General features: G+C 59.8%; 15 protein-coding genes and 1 tRNA gene. 9 read left to right on the top strand and 7 right to left on the bottom strand.

All coding sequences use genetic code 11. The annotated features are described in order from the left end of the window. Position 1 precedes the first annotated feature (1 nt). Complete coding sequence (locus tag GWR55_RS11490; protein WP_162402385.1) at positions 2 to 3364, top strand: hypothetical protein; 3363 nt, start codon at positions 2 to 4, stop codon at positions 3362 to 3364. A 111-nt stretch (positions 3365 to 3475) separates the two neighbouring features. Here the strand turns inward: GWR55_RS11490 and GWR55_RS11485 are convergent. Beyond that, positions 3476 to 3552: transfer RNA gene (locus tag GWR55_RS11485), tRNA-Val, on the bottom strand. Between the two features lie 116 nt (positions 3553 to 3668). Here GWR55_RS11485 and GWR55_RS11480 point away from each other — a divergent pair. After that, the gene (locus GWR55_RS11480) at positions 3669 to 4238 is read left to right on the top strand and encodes a CDP-alcohol phosphatidyltransferase family protein (RefSeq protein WP_162402384.1); all 570 of its coding nucleotides are present in this window, start codon (positions 3669 to 3671) and stop codon (positions 4236 to 4238) included. Here GWR55_RS11480 and GWR55_RS19100 read toward each other — a convergent pair. Then, complete coding sequence (locus GWR55_RS19100) at positions 4235 to 4396, bottom strand: hypothetical protein (RefSeq protein ID WP_202925495.1); 162 nt, start codon at positions 4394 to 4396, stop codon at positions 4235 to 4237. The two genes, GWR55_RS11480 and GWR55_RS19100, sit on opposite strands and share 4 nt — an antisense overlap. 256 nt (positions 4397 to 4652) lie before the next feature. On the opposite strand from GWR55_RS19100, the gene GWR55_RS11475 reads away from it, so the two are divergent. From GWR55_RS11475 to GWR55_RS11465, 3 genes are all read left to right on the top strand, one after another. Further along, positions 4653 to 5117, top strand: a complete 465-nt coding sequence (locus GWR55_RS11475; protein WP_162402383.1) for an Rrf2 family transcriptional regulator — start codon at positions 4653 to 4655, stop codon at positions 5115 to 5117. Positions 5118 to 5243: 126 nt separating this feature from the next. Continuing rightward, entirely contained in the window at positions 5244 to 6458 is a 1215-nt protein-coding gene (locus GWR55_RS11470; protein WP_202925633.1) for an IscS subfamily cysteine desulfurase, read from the top strand. Positions 6459 to 6605: 147 nt separating this feature from the next. Beyond that, positions 6606 to 8057, top strand: coding sequence for a zinc dependent phospholipase C family protein (locus GWR55_RS11465; RefSeq protein WP_162402381.1), 1452 nt, complete (start codon positions 6606 to 6608; stop codon positions 8055 to 8057). Positions 8058 to 8059: 2 nt separating this feature from the next. Here GWR55_RS11465 and GWR55_RS11460 read toward each other — a convergent pair whose 3' ends face one another. Next, positions 8060 to 9283, bottom strand: a complete 1224-nt coding sequence (locus tag GWR55_RS11460) for a phage tail sheath subtilisin-like domain-containing protein (protein WP_162402380.1) — start codon at positions 9281 to 9283, stop codon at positions 8060 to 8062. Positions 9284 to 9406: 123 nt separating this feature from the next. Between GWR55_RS11460 and iscU the strand changes: the two genes are divergently transcribed. Next, positions 9407 to 9826, top strand: a complete 420-nt coding sequence (iscU, locus tag GWR55_RS11455) for a Fe-S cluster assembly scaffold IscU (RefSeq protein WP_162402379.1) — start codon at positions 9407 to 9409, stop codon at positions 9824 to 9826. Between the two features lie 161 nt (positions 9827 to 9987). Continuing rightward, positions 9988 to 10485 carry an iron-sulfur cluster assembly accessory protein gene (locus GWR55_RS11450; RefSeq protein ID WP_162402378.1) on the top strand — a complete coding sequence of 166 codons (498 nt, stop codon included), beginning with the start codon at positions 9988 to 9990 and terminating at the stop codon, positions 10483 to 10485. A gap of 122 nt (positions 10486 to 10607) precedes the next feature. Here the strand turns inward: GWR55_RS11450 and GWR55_RS11445 are convergent, their stop codons facing one another. From GWR55_RS11445 to GWR55_RS11435, 3 genes are all read right to left on the bottom strand, one after another. Beyond that, a complete protein-coding gene (locus GWR55_RS11445) occupies positions 10608 to 11969 on the bottom strand; it encodes an NAD(P)/FAD-dependent oxidoreductase (protein ID WP_162402377.1) in 1362 nt (453 codons plus the stop codon). Between the two features lie 93 nt (positions 11970 to 12062). Then, positions 12063 to 14963 carry an IPT/TIG domain-containing protein gene (locus GWR55_RS11440; RefSeq protein WP_162402376.1) on the bottom strand — a complete coding sequence of 967 codons (2901 nt, stop codon included), beginning with the start codon at positions 14961 to 14963 and terminating at the stop codon, positions 12063 to 12065. Continuing rightward, complete coding sequence (locus tag GWR55_RS11435) at positions 14960 to 15622, bottom strand: hypothetical protein (RefSeq protein ID WP_162402375.1); 663 nt, start codon at positions 15620 to 15622, stop codon at positions 14960 to 14962. The genes GWR55_RS11440 and GWR55_RS11435 overlap by 4 nt, the downstream gene beginning before the upstream one ends. Positions 15623 to 15862: 240 nt before the next feature. On the opposite strand from GWR55_RS11435, the gene GWR55_RS19095 reads away from it, so the two are divergent. Next, positions 15863 to 16243, top strand: a complete 381-nt coding sequence (locus GWR55_RS19095) for a hypothetical protein (RefSeq protein WP_202925494.1) — start codon at positions 15863 to 15865, stop codon at positions 16241 to 16243. A 102-nt stretch (positions 16244 to 16345) separates the two neighbouring features. Here GWR55_RS19095 and GWR55_RS11425 read toward each other — a convergent pair whose 3' ends face one another. Continuing rightward, positions 16346 to 17332 carry a 2-hydroxyacid dehydrogenase gene (locus GWR55_RS11425; RefSeq protein ID WP_238398367.1) on the bottom strand — a complete coding sequence of 329 codons (987 nt, stop codon included), beginning with the start codon at positions 17330 to 17332 and terminating at the stop codon, positions 16346 to 16348. A gap of 174 nt (positions 17333 to 17506) precedes the next feature. Here GWR55_RS11425 and GWR55_RS11420 point away from each other — a divergent pair, with 174 nt between their 5' ends. Beyond that, entirely contained in the window at positions 17507 to 19105 is a 1599-nt protein-coding gene (locus GWR55_RS11420; RefSeq protein WP_238398366.1) for an aldehyde dehydrogenase (NADP(+)), read from the top strand. The last annotated feature ends 6 nt before the right edge of the window (positions 19106 to 19111 follow it).

Raw genomic sequence — 19111 nt, 5'->3', positions numbered from 1 at the left:
CATGGCGACTCTTCCGATCTACACGCTCACCGCGGCCAACGCGCAGACCAACCTCCAGAACGACGGGTTGGATGCGCTGGGTCTCACCACGCTCGCGCTCAGCCCGCATTGGTCCACCGCGGCGATTGGCGGCTATGACTCCAATCAGCTCACTCTGCACATCGCGGGTGGACTGCGCGCTCCCTTCCGAGGTCTGCTGGAAGGCGCCTTCGCACCCGCGTCCTCCACGCTGTCAGCGAACATCACGGCGGACGACACCACGATCAATGTCGCGGCCGGAGATGGCAATCGATTTCCTTCTCCCACGGGCGGCGACTCCGTTCTGCTCACGCTTTCCAATGACAGCGGGTCGAAGAAGGAGACCGTAGCGTGTACCGCAAGAACCGGGGACGCGCTCACGGTGGTTCGTGCTTTCGACAACACGACCAAGCAGGCTTTCTCCTCCGGCGATCGAGTCTCTTTGAAGCTCACTCGTGGTGGAACCGTGTCGCAGTTTCTGGGCGCGGATGGCCAGCCGCTCCAGGTGCCTTGCGCTGTCTTTCGTCTGCATCCCCAGGCTGTTCACCGGCTGGAACGATTGATGTCAGTACGCTACGCCTCCAACGGCGCGGTGACCCATCCCTTTCCGGTCTGCATGCTGGTGCGCAGTGCGGAGTTCCTCAAGACGAATCAGTTCTACGATGCTGACGCCACTCTACCTGTGAACGGCGACATCTCGTTTCACGATGGGCGCGGCCTGATCGTCGATCCCATCTATGTCGCCTCGCTCTTCGATCATCTGTTGACCTGGCTTCCCGGCCTCCAGCCCGCAGGTGTCACGGGGGGACCCGGCGATGCAGGTACCGGCATCCGAGCCATCGCACAGACGGTCAGCACCACCCTGGTGCACTTCATCGATCCGCACGGAGCCAACTACCGGCCGGTCATTCCGTCGGCCAAGATCGTCATCGGCCGCGACGGGGTCATGACTCCTGAGGAGATTCCAGCGACCGCGCTGGTCACGCTCGGCGCCAGCGACAAGGTGAAGGCGGACGCTGGCGATGACAATCGCATGCGTTGGGGGTGGGCAACGAATGGCACGCTGGCGCGCGCTGATCTTCAGCCGCCCACCATCACCGCACCCGCCGCATTGAACCGGCAGTTCTTGCGCGTCATGGTGGCCGACGTGAAGTGGAGTCTGCTCGGCAACCGCTCGGGCTCTGATGTGCAAGGTGTGCAAAAGGACGATGGTCGCATCCCTCCCGAGCTTCTCCCGGAGGTGCGCGATCAAGTGGTCATTGACTACACCGTGGACGGTCCAGACACCCTGGCCGAGTGCGCACGTGTTCTTTCGCGCCCCAATCAAAGCATGATCATGGCCGTGTCGCAGGAGATCGACGGCACGTTGATTCTGCCCCCCACCCAAGGCGCGACGGCGCATTGGCCAGCCTTTCCCGCACAGAATGGAGCACCGGGCGGAACACCTCCGGCGACACTGCCGGCTGGTAGCCTGACGGCCTCTTTTGTCGCGCTGCCGTCGAATGACGTTGTGGTGCGGGTGACCAACGTTCCGGCGGAGGCGCACATTCGCATCTACCCGCAACAGTTTGTCGCGATCCCTGCTATCGCGGAAGAGCCTTCCTTCGTCCGCGGCGATGGCGGCGCCAACATCGCTGATGCCTCGGGTGCTGCGGACGTACTCGTACCGAATCCATTCCGGCTTGCCAATGGCGGTCAACGCCCGTCACCGGCCACGCTGACGCTCGATCTGGTCGTCGCACCGCGAGGCGGCGGCCGCCGTTTGTATGGTGCCTTGACCGTGAGCGTCGCGAACGGCCCCGCCGGTCCTCTCTCGCCCACGCCGCCCTTCAACGGCACCGGTGTCTTAACCCCGCTCCTCCCCGCGTTGGAAGGCGTTGGTCCTTCGCCGTTGTTCGGCGTGCCGATGCCGCAACCTCCGGCAACCCCGAACCCTTCGAACGTGATCGATCTCGCCATCAGTCTCGCCGCGGAACCTTCGCCCCGCCAGGCCCCCAGACTGCCTACGCAATCGCGATTTGAAACGGTAGTGCTCACGGGGACCACAGGTCCAGGCACCCCCGCGCCCACCGGCACTCTGTTCTGGGATGCGATTGTCACCGGCGGCCGCCTCACGGGCGAATCGCGATCCGCACAGCATGATCTCGGCAACCCAGGCAATCCCGGCGGCCCCGATGTTCACGCACCCGGCGTTCGCGTCACCGGTGCTCTCGCCTATGATGCCGCGCTGGCCGCGATGCGACGTGTTCAACCGATGATCCCGTGGCCCACCACCAATGGGCTCAACCCGGGTTGGGTAGTCGGCTCCATGGGCGACAACTTCAACGTACCCGATGACTCCGCCAACACCACCAACACGAGCGTTGGTGTTCTGCTGCGGACCATCGCTGTCGGCTGCGAGACCTCGCAACTCAGCGATCAGACACCGCCCGATGCCGGACTCACCGTCACGCAGATGATCAACTCCGCCGCTACCCGCCTGGGACTGCCGGCGCCGAACATCCCCGTCAACATCGACAACGAACCGCGTCTGCAGAAAGAGGTTCGCAAGGAGTTCTTCATCTCCAAGCATGGCCTCCGCGATGTGCAATGGTCGTTGCTGCGAGCGATCTCAGAAGCGCGCGAACTCATTTACATCGAGTCGCCGCAGTTCGCTCCTACTGCTCGCATCTCTCCGCCTGCCAAGGAGTATCAGGTCGACCTGGTCGCGAAGCTCGCTGACCGTCTCACGGCGATGAAGTGCCTGAAGGTGATCATCTGCACGCCACGGCTCACCGACTACGCGGAGAACTTCAAGTCCTACTCGCGTTACCACTACAACGCGCGCAACGAAGCTGTCTCCATGCTAACCACCATTGCGCCGGACCGCGTTGCGGTCTTTCACCCCGTTGGCTTCCCCGGCCGGACTGCCTACATTCGCACGACGTCCATCATCGTCGACGATGTCTGGTCATTGGTGGGAACTGCGCACTTCCGCCGGCGCGGCATGACCTTCGATGGCAGCGTCTCCATCGCTTCCTTCGACCGTCAGCTGGAAGACGGTTATTCGAAGAAGGTTCGCAACTACCGGCGTGCGTTGATGGGCGCAAAGCTCCATGTCGCAACGCCCATCGGCGGACAAGCTGCTCCGGCCGACTGGATCCGCTTGAGCCGGCCGGACTCTTCCTTCGCGCTTGTCTCTGATCTGCTGGCGCAAGGCGGACTCGGTCGCATTCAGCCCCTGTGGCCTGGTCCGTCGGACACGACCGTTCTGGCGGCACAACCGGACGCGGCCGATCCCGACGGATCTACCAGCGATCAGTTCATGATCACGCTGGCTGGCTCGTTGAATGAGTTGGGGGACTAACGAAGCAGCATCGCCGCACGACGCGGGCACATGCGACAGGTGCGCGATCTGATGCGGATCGCCCGCCCGCGGCGGAGAATTCCAGCAGGCCTCGTATGTTATTGAAAGGGATGGTAGGCACGATTGGATTCGAACCAACGACCTCTACCGTGTCAAGGTAGCGCTCTAACCAACTGAGCTACGCGCCTGCGTTGTTTCTTTAGTCTACTGGCAAAGACGCAGAGAGAGCAACTTCCTACAGTCGGCGGCTTCCTCTCCGATCCTAGGCAGCGCTTTCATTTACGATGATGTAATCTCAGCGACCGTGCCATTTCTCGCCCAACTCCGAGCCGCACCCAATCTGCTTACTCTTTTGCGATTGTTCATTCTTCCGTTTCTCGTGATCGAGATTCTGGACAATAACTATCCGGCTGCGTTCGCGCTCTTTGTCGTTGCAGGGATCACCGACGGCCTCGATGGCCTGCTGGCCCGCTGGCTCAGCCAGAGGACGACGCTCGGTCAGTACATGGATCCAATCGCCGACAAGCTCCTGCTCAGTACGCTCTTCATGGTGCTGACGCACGCCAACCTGATCCCAAGGTATGTGACCGTGTTGGTCTTCAGCCGCGATCTTGGAATTCTTCTAATTTCTACGCTGTTGTTCGCTACCGGCACAATGCGGGATTTCCGTCCCAGCCTACTGGGCAAAGCCAACACCCTCATCCAGATTGTGGGGGTTGTATGTGTGCTGCTGGAGCGTCTGTGGCCTGCCGCCGGGTTGAGCGCAATGACCGGTGGTCTGCTGCAGCTCATTGCGGTCCTTGCTCCGGTGTCTGCGGCTCAGTATGCCTGGATTGTCTTCCGCAGAATCAATGCTGACCCTGCGACGGCTTAGCTCTCTTCCTCGGCTTCAGCCTCGACCTCCTCTTCGATCGCCATGTCGCTAAATTCATTGGAATCAAAGATTTCGCCACATGTCTGGCATTCAACATATTCTGCGTCTTCATCTCTGGAGACGATCTTCACAACGGGATGTTTGCACTCGGTATTCATGAATCGAAGATGGGGAATTGGGAATAAGTTGGTTGGATTCTGCCCGTCTCCATTCGGGTTGTCAACCCGCTCTATGACATGGAACGGTGAATTTTAGCGCCTCCGGCGAGCGCGTCATGCGCCTTGTGGCCCGCCCGAATGCCTTGCGACTGCCTGTGCCGGAGACGTACACTAAAACAAGTCCCGCTGTGCTGTGAAGAGTCCTGCGGAGGTTTCCGCTTGCGGACAAATCTTAGGCCGGCGAGAACAGGCTCAGATGCTTCGGTTAACCAAAAAAGCGGATTATGGTCTGATGGCGCTGAAGTACCTGGCCGAGCAGAAGAGCGGCTCCGCGCATAGCGCCAAGGACATCGCAGAGGCTTACCATATTCCTCCGCAGTTGCTCGCAAAGATTCTGCAGACCCTGGCCAAGGGCGGGTTGCTGGTCTCGCATGCCGGCACCAATGGTGGGTATGCTTTAGCTCGTCCAGCCAGTGAGATCTCGGCCTTTGAGGTTATCCGGACCATCGATGGCCCATTATTTATCACCAGCTGCATTACCATTCACGGCGCCTGTGACCTGACCTCCACCTGCACGATCAAGGAACCGCTGCGCAAGGTGAACGACAGCATCAAGGACCTGTTGAGCGGCATCTATATAGCTGACCTGGTAGAGCCGCGGGATGGTGAACGCGGCGGCGCTCATGCGGTTGGCGGCGGGCTGGTTTCAATCGCCCTGTAGCCGCGGCGAAACGCGGCGGCAGTACAAACAAAGTTTTAAGAGAGAAAAGTCAGGAGTGGGAACGCTATGAGCACCAATGGAACCGGAGTTGTCATCGCAGAGTCGGCACAGCCTCTGCCGGAGGGTGTGCACCTTCCGATCTACATGGACAATCACGCCACGACGCCGCTGGACCCCCGGGTTCTGGAGGCGATGATGCCCTATCTGACCGGAATCTTCGGCAACGCCGCCAGCCGCAACCACAGCTTCGGCTGGGAGGCCGAGAAGGCTGTGGAGAAGGCGCGGGAGCAGGTCGCCAAGCTGATTGGAGCCACGGCCAAGGAGATTATCTTCACCTCTGGCGCGACGGAGTCCAACAATCTCGCCCTCAAGGGAATCGCGGAGATGTACCGCGAGCGCGGCAACCACATCATCACCCAGGTGACCGAGCACAAGGCCGTGCTCGATACCTGCAAGAAGCTCGAGAAGATGGGATATCGGGTGACCTATCTGCCTGTCGGCGCCGACGGTCTGATCGATATTGAGGACCTTAAGCGCGCCATCGACGACAAGACGATCCTCGTCTCCATCATGTATGCGAACAACGAGATCGGCGTCATCCAGCCCATCCGCGAGATCGGCGCCCTCTGCCACGAGAAAGGAATCCTCTTCCACACCGACGGCGTGCAGGCGGTTGGAAAGATCCCCGTCGACGTCCAGAAGGACAACATCGACGTGCTCAGCCTGTCGGCGCACAAGATCTACGGACCGAAGGGCGTGGGCGCGCTCTATGTTCGCCGCCGCAACCCGCGCGTGCAGATCTCTGAACAGATCAATGGTGGTGGCCACGAGCGCGGCATGCGTTCCGGAACTCTGAATGTTCCCGGCATCGTCGGTCTCGGTGCTGCCTGCGAGATCGCCATGAACGAGATGGAGGCCGAGGGCAAGCGTGAGAAGGAATTGCGCGACTACTTAAAGAACAAGCTGGAAGCCGCTCTCGACTATGTTCACGTCAATGGCAACATGGAGCACCACCTGCCCGGCAACCTGAACATGAGCTTCGTCTATGTCGAGGGTGAGAGCCTGCTGATGGGAATCAACGATATCGCCGTCTCCTCAGGTTCGGCCTGCACCTCGGCGACACTGGAGCCCAGCTATGTTCTCAAGGCGCTTGGCCTGGGCGATGACGTTGCGCATAGCTCCATCCGTTTTGGCCTGGGACGCTTCAACACCAAGGCCGAAGTGGATTATGTCTCTGACAAGATCATCGACGTGGTTCAAAAGCTCAGAGAGCTGAGCCCGCTCTACGAGATGGTCAAGGAAGGCATCGACCTGACGAAGATCGAATGGGCCGCTCACTAGGGAGCGCTTTTCAACTCGCAGGTTCGAGGCTGGGCGCTGCCCAGCCTCTTGTTCTGGACGGCGTAATTGTGAGGAGCCAGGTGGCAACCTTGTGCCAAATCGAAACATCCAGCAGAGATAGCTGCTTGTCCGTCAGCAGTATCACGAATGCGAATCTTCCGGCCCCTTACAATTCTTCTCGCGATTTGTCTGTTTGCTATCCCTTCGGCAGGTGGCTACTCCCTGCTGACACACGAGCAGCTGATTGATCTTACCTGGGACGCTTCCATCGTTCCCCTGCTCAAGAGTCGCTACCCCACCCTCACCGATGCCCAGATTGAACATGCGCGCGCCTATGCCTACGGGGGGTGTGTCATTCAGGACATTGGTTATTACCCGTTCGGCGATTCTTTCTTCTCCGATCTGACCCATTACGTCCGGTCCGGGGATTTTGTGGTGAATCTGTTTCGCAATGCAGGGAATGCAGATGAACTCGCCTTTGCAATCGGTGCTCTCTCACACTACATCGGCGACAGCATTGGCCACGCCTATGCCACCAATCTTGCCGTTCCGGTCGAATTCCCGAAACTCGGGGAGCGATATGGCCGGTCAGTCAGCTACGCCGAGGGTGAATCTCAGCACGTCCGGACGGAGTTTGCCTTTGACGTGAACGAGATTGCCCGTGGACGCTTCGCCCCGGTCCACTATCTTCGACACGTCGGCATCCAGGTTCCGCAGCGGCAGCTGGAGCTGGCCTTCTATCAGACTTATGGACTGGCGGAAGATTTTTCAGCGGGCAAAGGCCGTCGCGTCAACGTAAAGGGATACCGCTTTGCGGTCAGCCGGTTCATTCCCCGCATCGCCTACGCTGTCACCCTGCTACACCGTCATAGTGAACCGCCGGTGGTCGATTCTCCTGAATTGCAACGGCTCACGGCAGAACTCGCAGAGGTAGCGAAGAAGAATGATTGGGATGCCTATCGGCGCAAACCTGGTATCGGAACCTATACTCTGGCGGGCTTCCTCTTCATCGTGCCCAAGATCGGCCCGCTGAAGCTCGCAGCGGTTAAAGGGCCTACGACGGAGACTGACCGGGCGTACATGCAATCAGTTCTCCGCTCGGCTGATGCGCTTAACTTTGCTGTCAGACGTTTCACCCCTCCACCTGCCACACGGCCTTCGGCTGCCGAGGCGGCCAGCATGGATGTGCACTCACAGCCTCCACCCAGCGATCCACTGCCGGCAAGGCTGGGAGCGGAGCAACCTGTACCGCGCGGCTCCTCTGATCCGAGGCACCCGCTTAGAAATCGCGATCTGGATACCGGCGAGACGGTGCGTCCTGGAGGCTACCCTCTCACTGATGCAACCTATTGCCGTTTGGTGCACAGGCTCGCGGCCAGGCCTGATCAGCCAATTCCTCCAGGAATCAAGGAGGATATTCTTGCCTATTACGCGGACATGAACATCAACTTCGCCACTAAAGCCAGGTCCGCTAACTGGAAGGATCTCCAGGCTGACCTGGCGACGCTTCACACGATGACTACGAGCAATGAGCCGCTTCCGTATCCCACCTATGGTCTCGATGAAGAGCAAGATAGCGGTGAAAACGCAGCGCGCTGAGATCAGCTGCTCGTGCTCGAGGTATTGTGGCTGATCCTGAAGATCACAAACTCCGCAGGCTGAATGACGGCAACTCCCACCAGGCAAATCAGCCTTCCCGCGTCAATATCGGTCTGGGACATCGTCGTCTGGTCGCATCTGACAAAATAAGCCTGCTCCGGCTTCACTCCCAGCAGCGCTCCTTTGCGCCACTCTGCGTTGAGGAAACCCGAGATGCTTGCCTGCACGACAGTCCACACGGTCGCGTTGTTTGTTTCAAAAATTGCCCACTGCGTCCCTATATCGATGGAGTGCTCGAGGTACAAAAGGTAGCGGCATACGTTCACGTATCTCCACTCCGAATCCGGCGAGACGGAGCGCGCTCCCCACACCAGGTTCCCTTTACCGGGAAAGCTGCGCAGACAGTTGATGCCCGCCTGATTCAGCACGGAGTTCTGCTGCTCGTTCAACGACACCTCAAAACCGAGTGCGCCTGCGATGGGAAGATTCGCAGGCGCCTTGAAGACTCCGCGTTGCGCATCGTTGCTCGCATAAAGACCGCATATCGCGCCCGAAGGAGGAACCTGCATCCGCGCCTCTGAGCTTGCTGCAGCGTTCGGATCGGCGATTGTGATCCACGGATAGTAGATTGCCGCGTTTTTTGAGTCGAGCGATGCCCGGACTGCCTGTACCTCTGCGATGGCGCACCCTGGGGGAGGATCGAGCACGGCGAAGCGATAGGCCGCGGTTCGCTCCGTATGAGCGATGAGCGCCGCATGAATCGGGGCGACGGAGGCAGCTCCCGAAACTCCGGCGACCGCACCCCCGGGGGCGGCGACGATGTCGATTTCAGCGATTCCCTCGAAGAACGTCAGTGCCCGGGTATAGTCATCCGCTACAGGAGGAGCCGCGTTACTTCCATCCGCCCCGGCGACGCGGCTGATGTAGAGTTTCGTGCCTCCGTTCAGAAAATAGGCGCTCGCGGCCATTGCCAGATAGTTCGGCGCCGTCACGCCATTGCCGTACTGGAGCGGTTCGGTTCCACCATAAATGGCCTGATACTCAGCAAAGGAGTTCAGCGGGGCCGAGACTTGTCCTGTCGGACCGGACAGAGCCGGGCCTGTAAAGGCAGCTATTCCTGTAGGAGTTCCGGTGATCGTCCTGGCAACGACAGGATTTTCACCCAGATAGACTCCCGGGACGGAGAACTTCGAAAAACCCTTTGGTGGGTCGATCGGCGGCGGCATGGCAGAAAGCTTACTCCCATCGGGAACTGGTATGTGTTTGTTTCGGCGGAAGTTCCAAAAACCACCGAAAGATGGCGCACCAGAACGATAAGAGTTATCATCTAAAGAGAGCGAGGTTTTCCCATGGCATATAGCGACAAGGTTGTAGATCACTACAATAATCCGCGGAACGTCGGCACGATGGACAAGGGCTCTCAGGAGGTCGGTACTGGCCTGGTGGGTGCTCCGGAGTGCGGCGACGTGATGCGTCTCCAGATCAAGGTGAATCCCGAGACTCAGGTGATCGAGGACGCGAAGTTCAAGACCTTCGGCTGCGGTTCGGCGATTGCGTCCAGCTCGCTGGCAACGGAGTGGGTCAAGGGCAAGACGGTAGCCGAGGCTTTGGCGATCTCGAACACGGACATTGTCAAGGAGCTTGCGCTTCCTCCCGTCAAAATCCATTGCTCGGTTCTGGCCGAGGATGCGATCCGCGCCGCCATCGGCGACTGGAAGAAGAAGAACAATGTTGCCGAGACCGAGGCTGCAGCGGCATCGGCTCACTAAGCTTCGCATCACGAAGAAGAATTGCGCCCCGAGTCTCGCTGCCGTTTTGCGAGTCCGGGGTGCTTTTTACATCATCAGACACTTAGAGACCTCCGTCCATGAGGGCGGTGTTCCGTAGGTCTGGTTTTCTGCATACAGCAGGCACTGGTGAGGTTTTCGTTATGTCCATGGTTTCCATTCAGCCAACCACTTCGCAGGACGCACGAGCTGCCGCTCCGGAGCAGCCGAAGAATGCGCTGGCGGGGATGACCCTGCTGACTGCCGAAGGTCAGGAGCCGCGCGCCAAGGCCGCGGTGGAGATTACGAAGAATGCTCTGAAGCGCATCCGCATCGCAATGGCAAAAGAGGGAGTGTCGCCGGACCAGGGTGGGTTGCGTCTGGGCGTGATGGGCGGAGGGTGCTCCGGGTTGAGCTATTCCATACGGTTCGACTCGCAGCCGCGCGATCGCGATCGAGTCTTTGTCTTCGGCGAGGGACTTGAGACGCCGGGCGATCCTACGGGAGGCAAGCCGGTGCGGGTCTTCGTCGATCCGAAGAGCTTCCTCTATCTGGCGGGCATGGTGCTGGACTTCGAAGAGACGCTGATGCGACAGGGATTTAACTTTATTAATCCAAACTCGACCAAGAGCTGCGGCTGCGGTTCCAGCTTTTCGGCCTGAGTGGGTCGCTCACTGTCATTTTTCGCAGAGTAAAAGGCGCTGCCGAATTGATCGGCAGCGCCTATCTCTTTTTATATGTGATGCATAAGGTAGATGGGTCCTTGACGGGATACCGAAAAGCTCTACCCGGCGCTTATGGTGGATTTCTCCGCTGCGGGCTCCCGCTGAATCCCGTAGTCTGAGTCCCAGCCAGGGAGATCCTGGGAACCGGTGATCAGACGGGCTCCGTCGCGGAAGGTCAGGTAAGTCCAGGCCCACTGACGGAAGACCGCAAGGCGGTTCCGGAAGCCGATCAGGAAGAAGATGTGGATGACCAGCCAGACCATCCAGGCGGGCAGCCCGCTCCAGTGGCCTTTGAAGGGCCATTTGATGTTGGCGACTGCGGCCTTGCGGCCGATGGTGGCCATGTCGCCCTTGTCGAAGTAGTGGAAGGGCTCATTCAGTCCTGTGCCGTCGCTGCCCAGGTCGTGGGCGACGAGACGGCCGATCCGCCGTGCGGCGTAAGCTCCCATCTGCATGGCAGGCTGGGCGACGCCCGGAACCTGATGGCCGTTTTCTTCGACATGCGCCAGGTCGCCGCAGATGAAGATCTCCGGGTGGTCGGGCGGGTTGAGAAACTGATCGACGATGACGCAGCCGCGCCGGTCGAGGGGAACGCCCAGAAGCTTTCCGAGGGCAGAGGCCTGAACGCCGGCGGCCCAGAGGGTTACTGTGGCATCGATCCGTTCGTCGCCTACCATCACGTAGCCCGGCTGCACGTCGCTGACGTGGGCATTGGTGCGGATGGAGACGCCAAGGTGGGCTAGTTGTTCGATGGCGCTCTTCTGAAGATCGGGAGGATAGGCCGCCAGGATGTTAGGAGAACCTTCGAGGATCTGGACTTGGGCGCTTGCAGGGTCGATGTGGCGGAAGTCGCTCGCCATGTACAGGCGAGCGATGTCGCTGATGGCACCGGCAAGCTCGACCCCGGTGGGCCCGCCCCCGATGATGACGAATTTCAGAGGAGGATGAACGCCGGCTTCCTGCATCTGGCGCTCGGCCAGCTCGAAGGCAAGAAGAACGCGGCGCCGGATCTCGGTAGCGTCTTCCACGGTCTTGAGGCCGGGGGCGATTTTGGCCCAGTCGTCGCGCCCGAAATAGGAGTGCGTCGATCCGGTGGCAATGATCAGGTAGTCGTATTCAAGCAGGGCTCCGGTCTTAAGCTGTACCCGCTTTTCGGCAAGCTCGAAACCGACAGCCTCATCCATGAGGACCTCGATGTTCCTGTGATCGCGAAGGATAGAGCGGATGGGCTGTGCGATCTCGGCGGGGGAGAGAACAGCGAGAGCGACCTGGTACAGGAGAGGCTGAAAGGTGTGGTGATTTTTGCGGTCGACGAGGGTGATGTCGACGGGAAGCTTGGCCAACCCGATGGCGGCATTGATACCTGCGAAACCTCCACCGAGGATGACTACTCGTTTGCGTACAGTGTTGCCAGCCGCCATATCTTTGGCTCCTTTTGATTTATCTCTGGCTTTCAGTCATTAATTCTGATGCACGAGAGAGGCGGAAAGACGCGGGACGTGGAGACGAGGAGATCAGGGCTGTTGGCTTAGGTTGAGCGCAAGAAAGCCTTGTTTGCCGCTGGTTGCAGCAAGATGTGTAGCGGCTGAACTTCCGGGCTCCTGCAGGGGAGAGGCACTCATCGTCCCGTCGAGGCTGGAGATCAGGGTGCTGGAGGCAGTCTGATAGACGGGAGCGATTGGGCAGCGGCCCCGGGGAGGACATCCGGGAAGAGATGGTCCGAGGGTCTGATGAATGGTGACCCGGGCTCCTGCGACGGGATGGCCATCCGGATCGGTGACGCGAAACACGACGGGAGAGTAGGTTGCGGAGGCTGGAATGGATTGAACGGATCCGTTGTCGACAACAAGCCGAAGCTGTGCGTCCGTGACGGACTTGACCGTAAAGCCGCTGCAGATTGCAGTCCATGCGCAGGCGGAGGCGGTGGCCTGCGTGTCGCTGAGGAACGGCCCGGCAGTGGCTGTGGTCTGAGCGATGGCCTGATCGTTGGCCAGGCTTTGCGTCGGATGGAAGGAGATGGGTCCGGAGAGGGCAGTCCACTGGACGGAAACTCCGGCGGTTGGGGTGCCGTTATCTGTAAGAGAGACCTGGGGATTCCAGGTAAGGACGGCTTTTTCAGAGAGGAAGATCCGAGGGCTTGCCGTTGTGACGGTCTGGATGTGAGGAATCGCAGTGAAGTTGGAGGTAACCGAGCCGATGCTGCTGGCCCCCGTGAAGGTGATGGGACCGGATGAGAGGGGAGTAACGGCAGTGCTGATGGTTCCTGCCGGGCCGGTGACGAGCGAGCAGGCTGTGCTGCCGCAGGCTTCAAAACGAAGCTGGCCGGAACCGGATGAAAGCACGACCGGGACTCCCGGCATGGGGCTGGTTCCATCGGCGGCTACTGCCTTGAGGATGAGCGGGGTGGAAGCTGTGACCTGCGCGACCACGAGCCCGGAGGGCGCAGAGAGCAGATCGAGCTCCGGCTGAGGCGCTTGATAGCTGAGAGCCGCAGTCATGGTGGTGGTGGCATTGGTTGCGAGATCACGGACTGTCACATCGGCGGCAGTGGCACCGCTAAGGTGGAGCGAAGGTGTGACTGCGGTGATGGCGTTTGCGGTGAGTCCTGTGATGGGGGCAGGAACGCCGTTGACCATGACGATGTCGCCGTTGCGGAAACCCATGCCGGAGATAGTGATGGCGGCTCCCTTGGCTGGGACTGTGGAGGGGCTGACGGAGTCTGCGTAGAGGATGTGAGCCCGGTAGTTGTAGTCAGGGCGCCCATCGCCGCGCTGGTCCATGATGGCGAGCCGTAGTTGCTGGTCCAGGGAACTCTGGATCGTGAGGCCGGTCATTCCGCTTACGGAGGAGTTGAAGGCTTCGGGGGTGTACGCGATGGAAGGTTTGCTTCCGAGGGTATCGGTGGCGTTCCATACCCCGATAACGGGTCGCATCCCGGTGGTGGTAAGTACAGAGTTTTCGTCGAGAGCGGAGACCTCGACGGTAAAGGAGCGGCCTGCGCGAATGGAGAGTGCGGACCACGCGGTATGCCCGTAGCTGCAGAGATTGCCGTTCCACCATCCGGTAGCGGGAACGGCAGCTGGAGCGGATTCGATACCGTCTCCGGAGGGGTGGCAGCCGGAGGCCGCGTCGGGGACGATGAAGTCCAGTCTGCCCTGGGAATAGGGAACATTGACCAGGCGACTCTGCTGCATGGAGCTTCCGGAGGGGGTGACGGTGCCAGTATCGTACGGGCCGACGGCGTAGGGACCGATGTAAAGCGGATTGATCGGCTGCGTGGTGAGAATGAGATTTTGCCAAGGTTCCCAGTCCTTGAGCGGAGTCCGGAAGATCTCGTAGGCTCCCTCCAGGCTGGACGCTGAGCTGCCCATGTTGGTGAGAGGTGAGGCGGCGATAGTGTTGATGGGGGTGGAACTGCGTCGGCGAAACAGCATTCCGGAGACACCGGAGGTATCCTCCCAGTCATCGGGAATGCTCCAGGAGGGCTCCAGGCGGTGGACGACGATGTTGACGCCCTGCATGCCCTGTCCGTTGGGAAAGGATATTGTTCCAAAGATACGGTTGGCTCGAATAAGCGTGTCGGTCTTGCCGGCAACGGAGGCAGCGGGATTTCCGACTGGATAGAGCAGGCCAAGTCCGGAGATGTCGTCATCGCGAAGCGTGAACGGCTGAGGCATGCACTGATAGGTATAGGGGCCGCAGAGAATGTCGATAGGATGCATGATGGGCCAGTGCAGAGCCTGCTGCAGGTTGGGAGTAGGTATCCCCGTGAAGACGTTGTCGTTGGTCTGCGACCAGCTTAGGCCGATAATGCGCCCGAAGGCCCGCATGAGCCGATACTGAAGCTGAAGCTGCTGTTCGGGAGCGGGGCCGGTGCAGCGTCCGTTGAGAATAAGGATGGCGTGCTGGATATATCCGGAGGGAGAGATGGAATCGACGCTCTCGGTCACGGCATTTTGACGGCAGCTTGAGGGAGAGCTTGCTCCAGCCCCGAGAAGAAGGTCGGTGATGGAGCCGTCATAGTCGTAGAGAATGGCGATCTGCCGGGTGAGATAACTGGTGCTCTGAATATCGGCGGGAAAGACGATGCCGGTACTGTCGGGATAGATGTTGGAGAGGCTGGCGTGCTCTGCAAGCGTTCCACCATAAATCAGATTGAAATTGGCGCTAGGAATGGTCCAGACATCAGCTGCCGCTTTGACGATGGTATTGGCCGCGTCATGGTTGACATACGGGCTGAGATCACCGGCATCGGTGAAGTATTGCGGGCTGGAGGTATACCAGACGATCGCCTTGCCCTGGGAGGTGTAGTAGGGAGCGCCGGTGGCCCATCGTGGTCCGCTGGCGAAGGCTGTTAACGGAAAGCAGCAGAGCAGGATCAGGAAAGCGTCCGCAAGTCGCGGGAGACGCATCATGGAATCACCTTCTGCCAGGAGCTGAGCATCTGGACTACGGAGGGGAGCGGCGTCTGCTGCACAGCCTGAAGCGTTGCAGTCGAAGGGGGATTGGGAGCGGACTGGGCCGTTACCTGAGCATCGGAGGCGGTATAGAGGGCGGGCCTCGCTATCTGTGCGGCGATCCACCTGAGATCGGCGTCCAGAGGCTGAGGAGCTGCATCGGCGCCTGCAAGCACCTGGGAACTCGAGGGAGCGGGAAGAACGGGAATAGCACCATTCATTCCATCGACCGGAGAAGAGATGCCGGAGGCGGTGGGAGAGTGGAGCATCATGAGCAGACGCTGCCCGATGCGGTAACGCTGATCGCCTGCCTCCCACAGGCCAGCCCATTCGCGCAGAGTATAGGTCGATCCGGCAGTGCAGCCTCGGACCGCCTGGTAAATGCGAAAATCGATCTCGACAAATCCGGAGGCCCCCTGCTGGCCGGGCTGTTCGCGAATGGAGGTGACCTCGCCGACGAAGATGATGCCGGCAAGATCTGACATCCGGTGCAGAGCTTCTTCGATGGTCTGGGGAGGAGGAGTCGGCGTCTGTGCCGGGATGATCGATGAGGAGAGTCCCAGGGAGATCCCGAGCAGGAGGGACAGGGGGCGGGATCTCTGCAGCAAGGGGCTCATCGGCATCCTCCGAAGTACCCTTACTTCTTCGTCCGAAGTGACCCGGATTGAGCCATGTGACCTGTTTTGCGACAGGCGGATTTAAGATGGATAAGGCTGCAGGGAGAGGGAGCGGGCGATCCTGGGGCGTCTTCTAAGTTTCTTCGCCGCAGTGAATGGAAATTCGTTAAATTTCGTGATTACCTTTTGCTATTCCGTGCATCCTACCCCAATACAATAGTGCGAACAGGAGACAAGTTAATGGCCATTGAGCCCATAACGACGGAAATCATCGAGTCAATTCGCCCCATTGATCTGAGCATGTTTGCTTCACTTGAACCGTTACCCTTCGAGGGGTTCGTCGTGGCCGCGCGCAGCGTGGACGATGACGACGAAGACTACGAAGATGAAGACGAGGAAGAAGAAGACGACGAGTACGAGGACGATGAAGACGAAGAAGATGAGGATGATGACGAAGAAGAGTATGAAGATGACGACGACGATGAAGATGTAGAGGACGAAGAAGACGAGGAAGAAGACGAAGGCTACTACGACGATGACGACGAGGAGGATGAAGACGAGGAAGAAGATGGCGAATACGACGAAGATCTTCCTCGTATGCCTCGTGTGCGCCGCATGTAGAAACTCCGGGCATACATAAACCGGAGCCTTCTATCGTTCAGTTCAGCTTTTAAGAGTTCAGGAGCCGCGCCGGGGAGACTTGGCGCGGCTCCTGCTTTGCCTTCAGTAGCCGGCGGAGGTAACGATGTTCTCGAGCGGTTCACCGGCGATATAGCGGCGCAGTTGCGCGGCGCCGAAGCGGAATGCGCGATGAATGAACTCCGGTGTGGAGCCGGCGACGTGCGGGGTAATAAGGCAGTTGGGTGCGGACCAGAGAGGATGATCAGGCGGCAGTGGTTCGGGATCGGTTACGTCGAGCGCTGCGCGGATTTTGTGCTGGTTGAGAGCGTCGAGCAGGGCGGCGGTATCGACGACGGGGCCACGAGCGGCGTTAACAAGCAGGGCCCCCGGCTTCATCAGGCCCAGCTCGCGCGCACCGAACAGCTTGTCCGTTTGTGGCGTAAAGGGCACGATGGCGACGACGATGTCTGACTGGGGCAGAAGTTCCTGGAGCTGTGAGACGGGATGAACCCGAGGATGCTGGCGCGCGCTGCGGGCGACGCGTGTGACGGAGACGCCGAAGGGGGCGAGGCGCGATTCGATGGCGCTGCCGATGGAGCCGTAACCGACAATGAGCACGGATTTTCCGGCGAGGTCTTCGCCGAGGATACGATATTGGCCGGTTTGTACTCCGCCTTCGCTGGCAAAGTCATCGCGTACGGAGGCCTGGCCTCGCCACTCGTGCTGGTTCTGCAGGTCGCGATAGGCGGGGATGCGTTTGAGCGATGCAAGGATGGCGGAGAGCACCCACTCGGAGGTGGAGATGTCGTGGATTCCGCGGCCGTCGCAGAGTGTGATGTCTTTCGGAAGCCAGGGAAGAATCCAGTCGACGCCTGCCATCATGGCCTGAACGACCTTTACGCCGTGCAGACGAGAGAAGGTCGCAGCGGCATCTTTGCGGGTAAAGGGCAGGATCCAGAAATCGACTTCGTGTTCCATGGTTGAGTTACGAGGGATGCGGACAATCTTTGCTTCGGGGGGAAAGTCGGCCAACAGCTCTGAGGAGAGATTTTCGTCAACGCCTACACGAACCATGCAACGAGTTTGCATCAATCAGAGTGAAAAAGGAAACGTGACCCCAGAGCCGATGCGGCGCTCGAACGCTGTTGTTTCCATCTGATTTACACTGATCTGGCCTTTTTGCAGGGTGTTTTCATCGTTGCGCAATGCGCAAATATCATTGCAGAAGTTGTTTCCAGAAGTGCGAAACGAAGGAGCCTGAGTATGCCAGGAGTGGAGATTTCACTGTCGGGGCTTTCCCTGGTGGGTGACGGTGCGGTGGTGCCCGGAACGACGACGTTCCATGGAGTAAATCCTGCGACCGGACAAGAGATGGAGCCGGCGTTTTATGCGGCGACCGGGAAGCAGATTGACGAGGCAGTAACGCTGGCGACTGCGGCATTTTTCCCTTATTCCAGCAGGCCGGCTAAGGAGCGTGCAGCGTTTCTTCGCAGCATTGCGGACGGGCTGGCGGGGCAGAAGGCGGCGATTGTGGAGCGGGCGAACCAGGAGACGGGTCTGCCTCTGCCTCGGCTTGAAGGGGAGCTGGCGAGGACGATGGGCCAGTTGAAGCTGTTCGCCGAGGTCATCGAAGAGGGATCGTGGGTCGATGCGCGGATCGACGAGGCTCTGCCGGAGCGGAAGCCGCTGCCGAGGTCGGATATTCGTTCGATGTTGAGGCCGCTGGGGCCCGTGGCAGTGTTTGGCGCGAGTAACTTTCCGTTGGCGTTCTCGGTTGCGGGCGGGGATACGGCATCCGCGCTGGCGGCGGGCTGCCCGGTCGTGGTGAAGGCGCATCCTGCGCATCCCGGGACGAGCGAGCTTGTGGGGCGGGCGATCCAGAATGCTGTGAAAGAGAGCGGGCTGCCTGCGGGAGTGTTTTCGCTGCTGTTCGACGCCGGGGTCGAGGTGGGTGTGGCGCTGGTGAAGCATCCCGGCATCAAGGCGGTTGCGTTTACGGGTTCGCAGAACGGAGGCAAGGCGCTGATGCGTCTGGCTGCAGAGCGCGACGAGCCGATTCCCTGCTATGCAGAGATGGGCAGCACCAATCCGTTGTTCATTCTGCCGGGCGCGATGAAGGAGCGTGGAGAGGCCCTGGCGAAGGGGCTGCAGGGATCGTTCACCCTGGGCTCAGGCCAGTTCTGCACGAAGCCGGGGCTGGTGTTCGGTCCGGCATCGGAGATGGCTATCTTCGGACAACAGCTTCGCGAAGGTGTGGATGCACTTGGCAACCAGGGGATGCTGACGCCGGGAATTGCAGCGAAATACAGCGGCGCTGTTGAAGAGCGTACGAAGCATGCCGAAGCGAAGCTGGTTGCCGGAGAAGGAAAGGCGGCCGATAAGCAGGCCGCTGCGGTTCCGGCGACGGTCTTTGAGGTGGCCCTGAAGGATTTTCTTGCGAGCAAGGCCCTGGAAGAGGAGATCTTCGGACCGACGACGTTGCTGATCGAATACGGAGAGAAGGACGACCTGGTAGCCGCGGCTGAGAGGCTGCACGGACATCTGACGGCCACGATTCACGGAACCGAAGAAGACCTTGCGGGCGCGGAAGAGTTGATTCGAGTTCTCGAGAGGAAGGTTGGCAGGGTATTGTTCAACGGATATCCGACAGGCGTTGAGGTTTGCCACGCGATGGTGCATGGTGGGCCATATCCTGCGACGTCGGACTCGCGCACGACCTCAGTGGGGACGAAGGCAATTGAAAGATTTGTGCGGCCGGTGTGCTATCAGGATTTTCCGGATGCGTTGTTACCGGTGGAACTGAGGCGGGGCAATTCGCTGGGAATTATGCGGCTGGTGAATGGAACCCTCACACGCTCCTAGGCGTGT

The sequence above is a fragment of the Edaphobacter sp. 12200R-103 genome (assembly GCF_010093025.1).
GTDB lineage: Bacteria > Acidobacteriota > Terriglobia > Terriglobales > Acidobacteriaceae > Edaphobacter.
The sequence above is the reverse complement of the archived record's forward strand: the minus strand, read 5'-3'. Positions and strand labels throughout refer to the sequence as shown.

Coding starts and splice junctions, on each gene's coding strand:
- GWR55_RS11490 (WP_162402385.1), top strand. CDS start 2: ATGGCGACTCTTCCGATCTACACGCTCACCGCGGCCAACGCGCAGACC.
- GWR55_RS19100 (WP_202925495.1), bottom strand. CDS start 4,396: ATGAATACCGAGTGCAAACATCCCGTTGTGAAGATCGTCTCCAGAGAT.
- GWR55_RS11475 (WP_162402383.1), top strand. CDS start 4,653: ATGCTTCGGTTAACCAAAAAAGCGGATTATGGTCTGATGGCGCTGAAG.
- GWR55_RS11465 (WP_162402381.1), top strand. CDS start 6,606: ATGCGAATCTTCCGGCCCCTTACAATTCTTCTCGCGATTTGTCTGTTT.
- GWR55_RS11460 (WP_162402380.1), bottom strand. CDS start 9,283: ATGCCGCCGCCGATCGACCCACCAAAGGGTTTTTCGAAGTTCTCCGTC.
- iscU (WP_162402379.1), top strand. CDS start 9,407: ATGGCATATAGCGACAAGGTTGTAGATCACTACAATAATCCGCGGAAC.
- GWR55_RS11450 (WP_162402378.1), top strand. CDS start 9,988: ATGTCCATGGTTTCCATTCAGCCAACCACTTCGCAGGACGCACGAGCT.
- GWR55_RS11445 (WP_162402377.1), bottom strand. CDS start 11,969: ATGGCGGCTGGCAACACTGTACGCAAACGAGTAGTCATCCTCGGTGGA.
- GWR55_RS11440 (WP_162402376.1), bottom strand. CDS start 14,963: ATGATGCGTCTCCCGCGACTTGCGGACGCTTTCCTGATCCTGCTCTGC.
- GWR55_RS11435 (WP_162402375.1), bottom strand. CDS start 15,622: ATGAGCCCCTTGCTGCAGAGATCCCGCCCCCTGTCCCTCCTGCTCGGG.
- GWR55_RS19095 (WP_202925494.1), top strand. CDS start 15,863: ATGGCCATTGAGCCCATAACGACGGAAATCATCGAGTCAATTCGCCCC.
- GWR55_RS11425 (WP_238398367.1), bottom strand. CDS start 17,332: ATGCAAACTCGTTGCATGGTTCGTGTAGGCGTTGACGAAAATCTCTCC.
- GWR55_RS11420 (WP_238398366.1), top strand. CDS start 17,507: ATGCCAGGAGTGGAGATTTCACTGTCGGGGCTTTCCCTGGTGGGTGAC.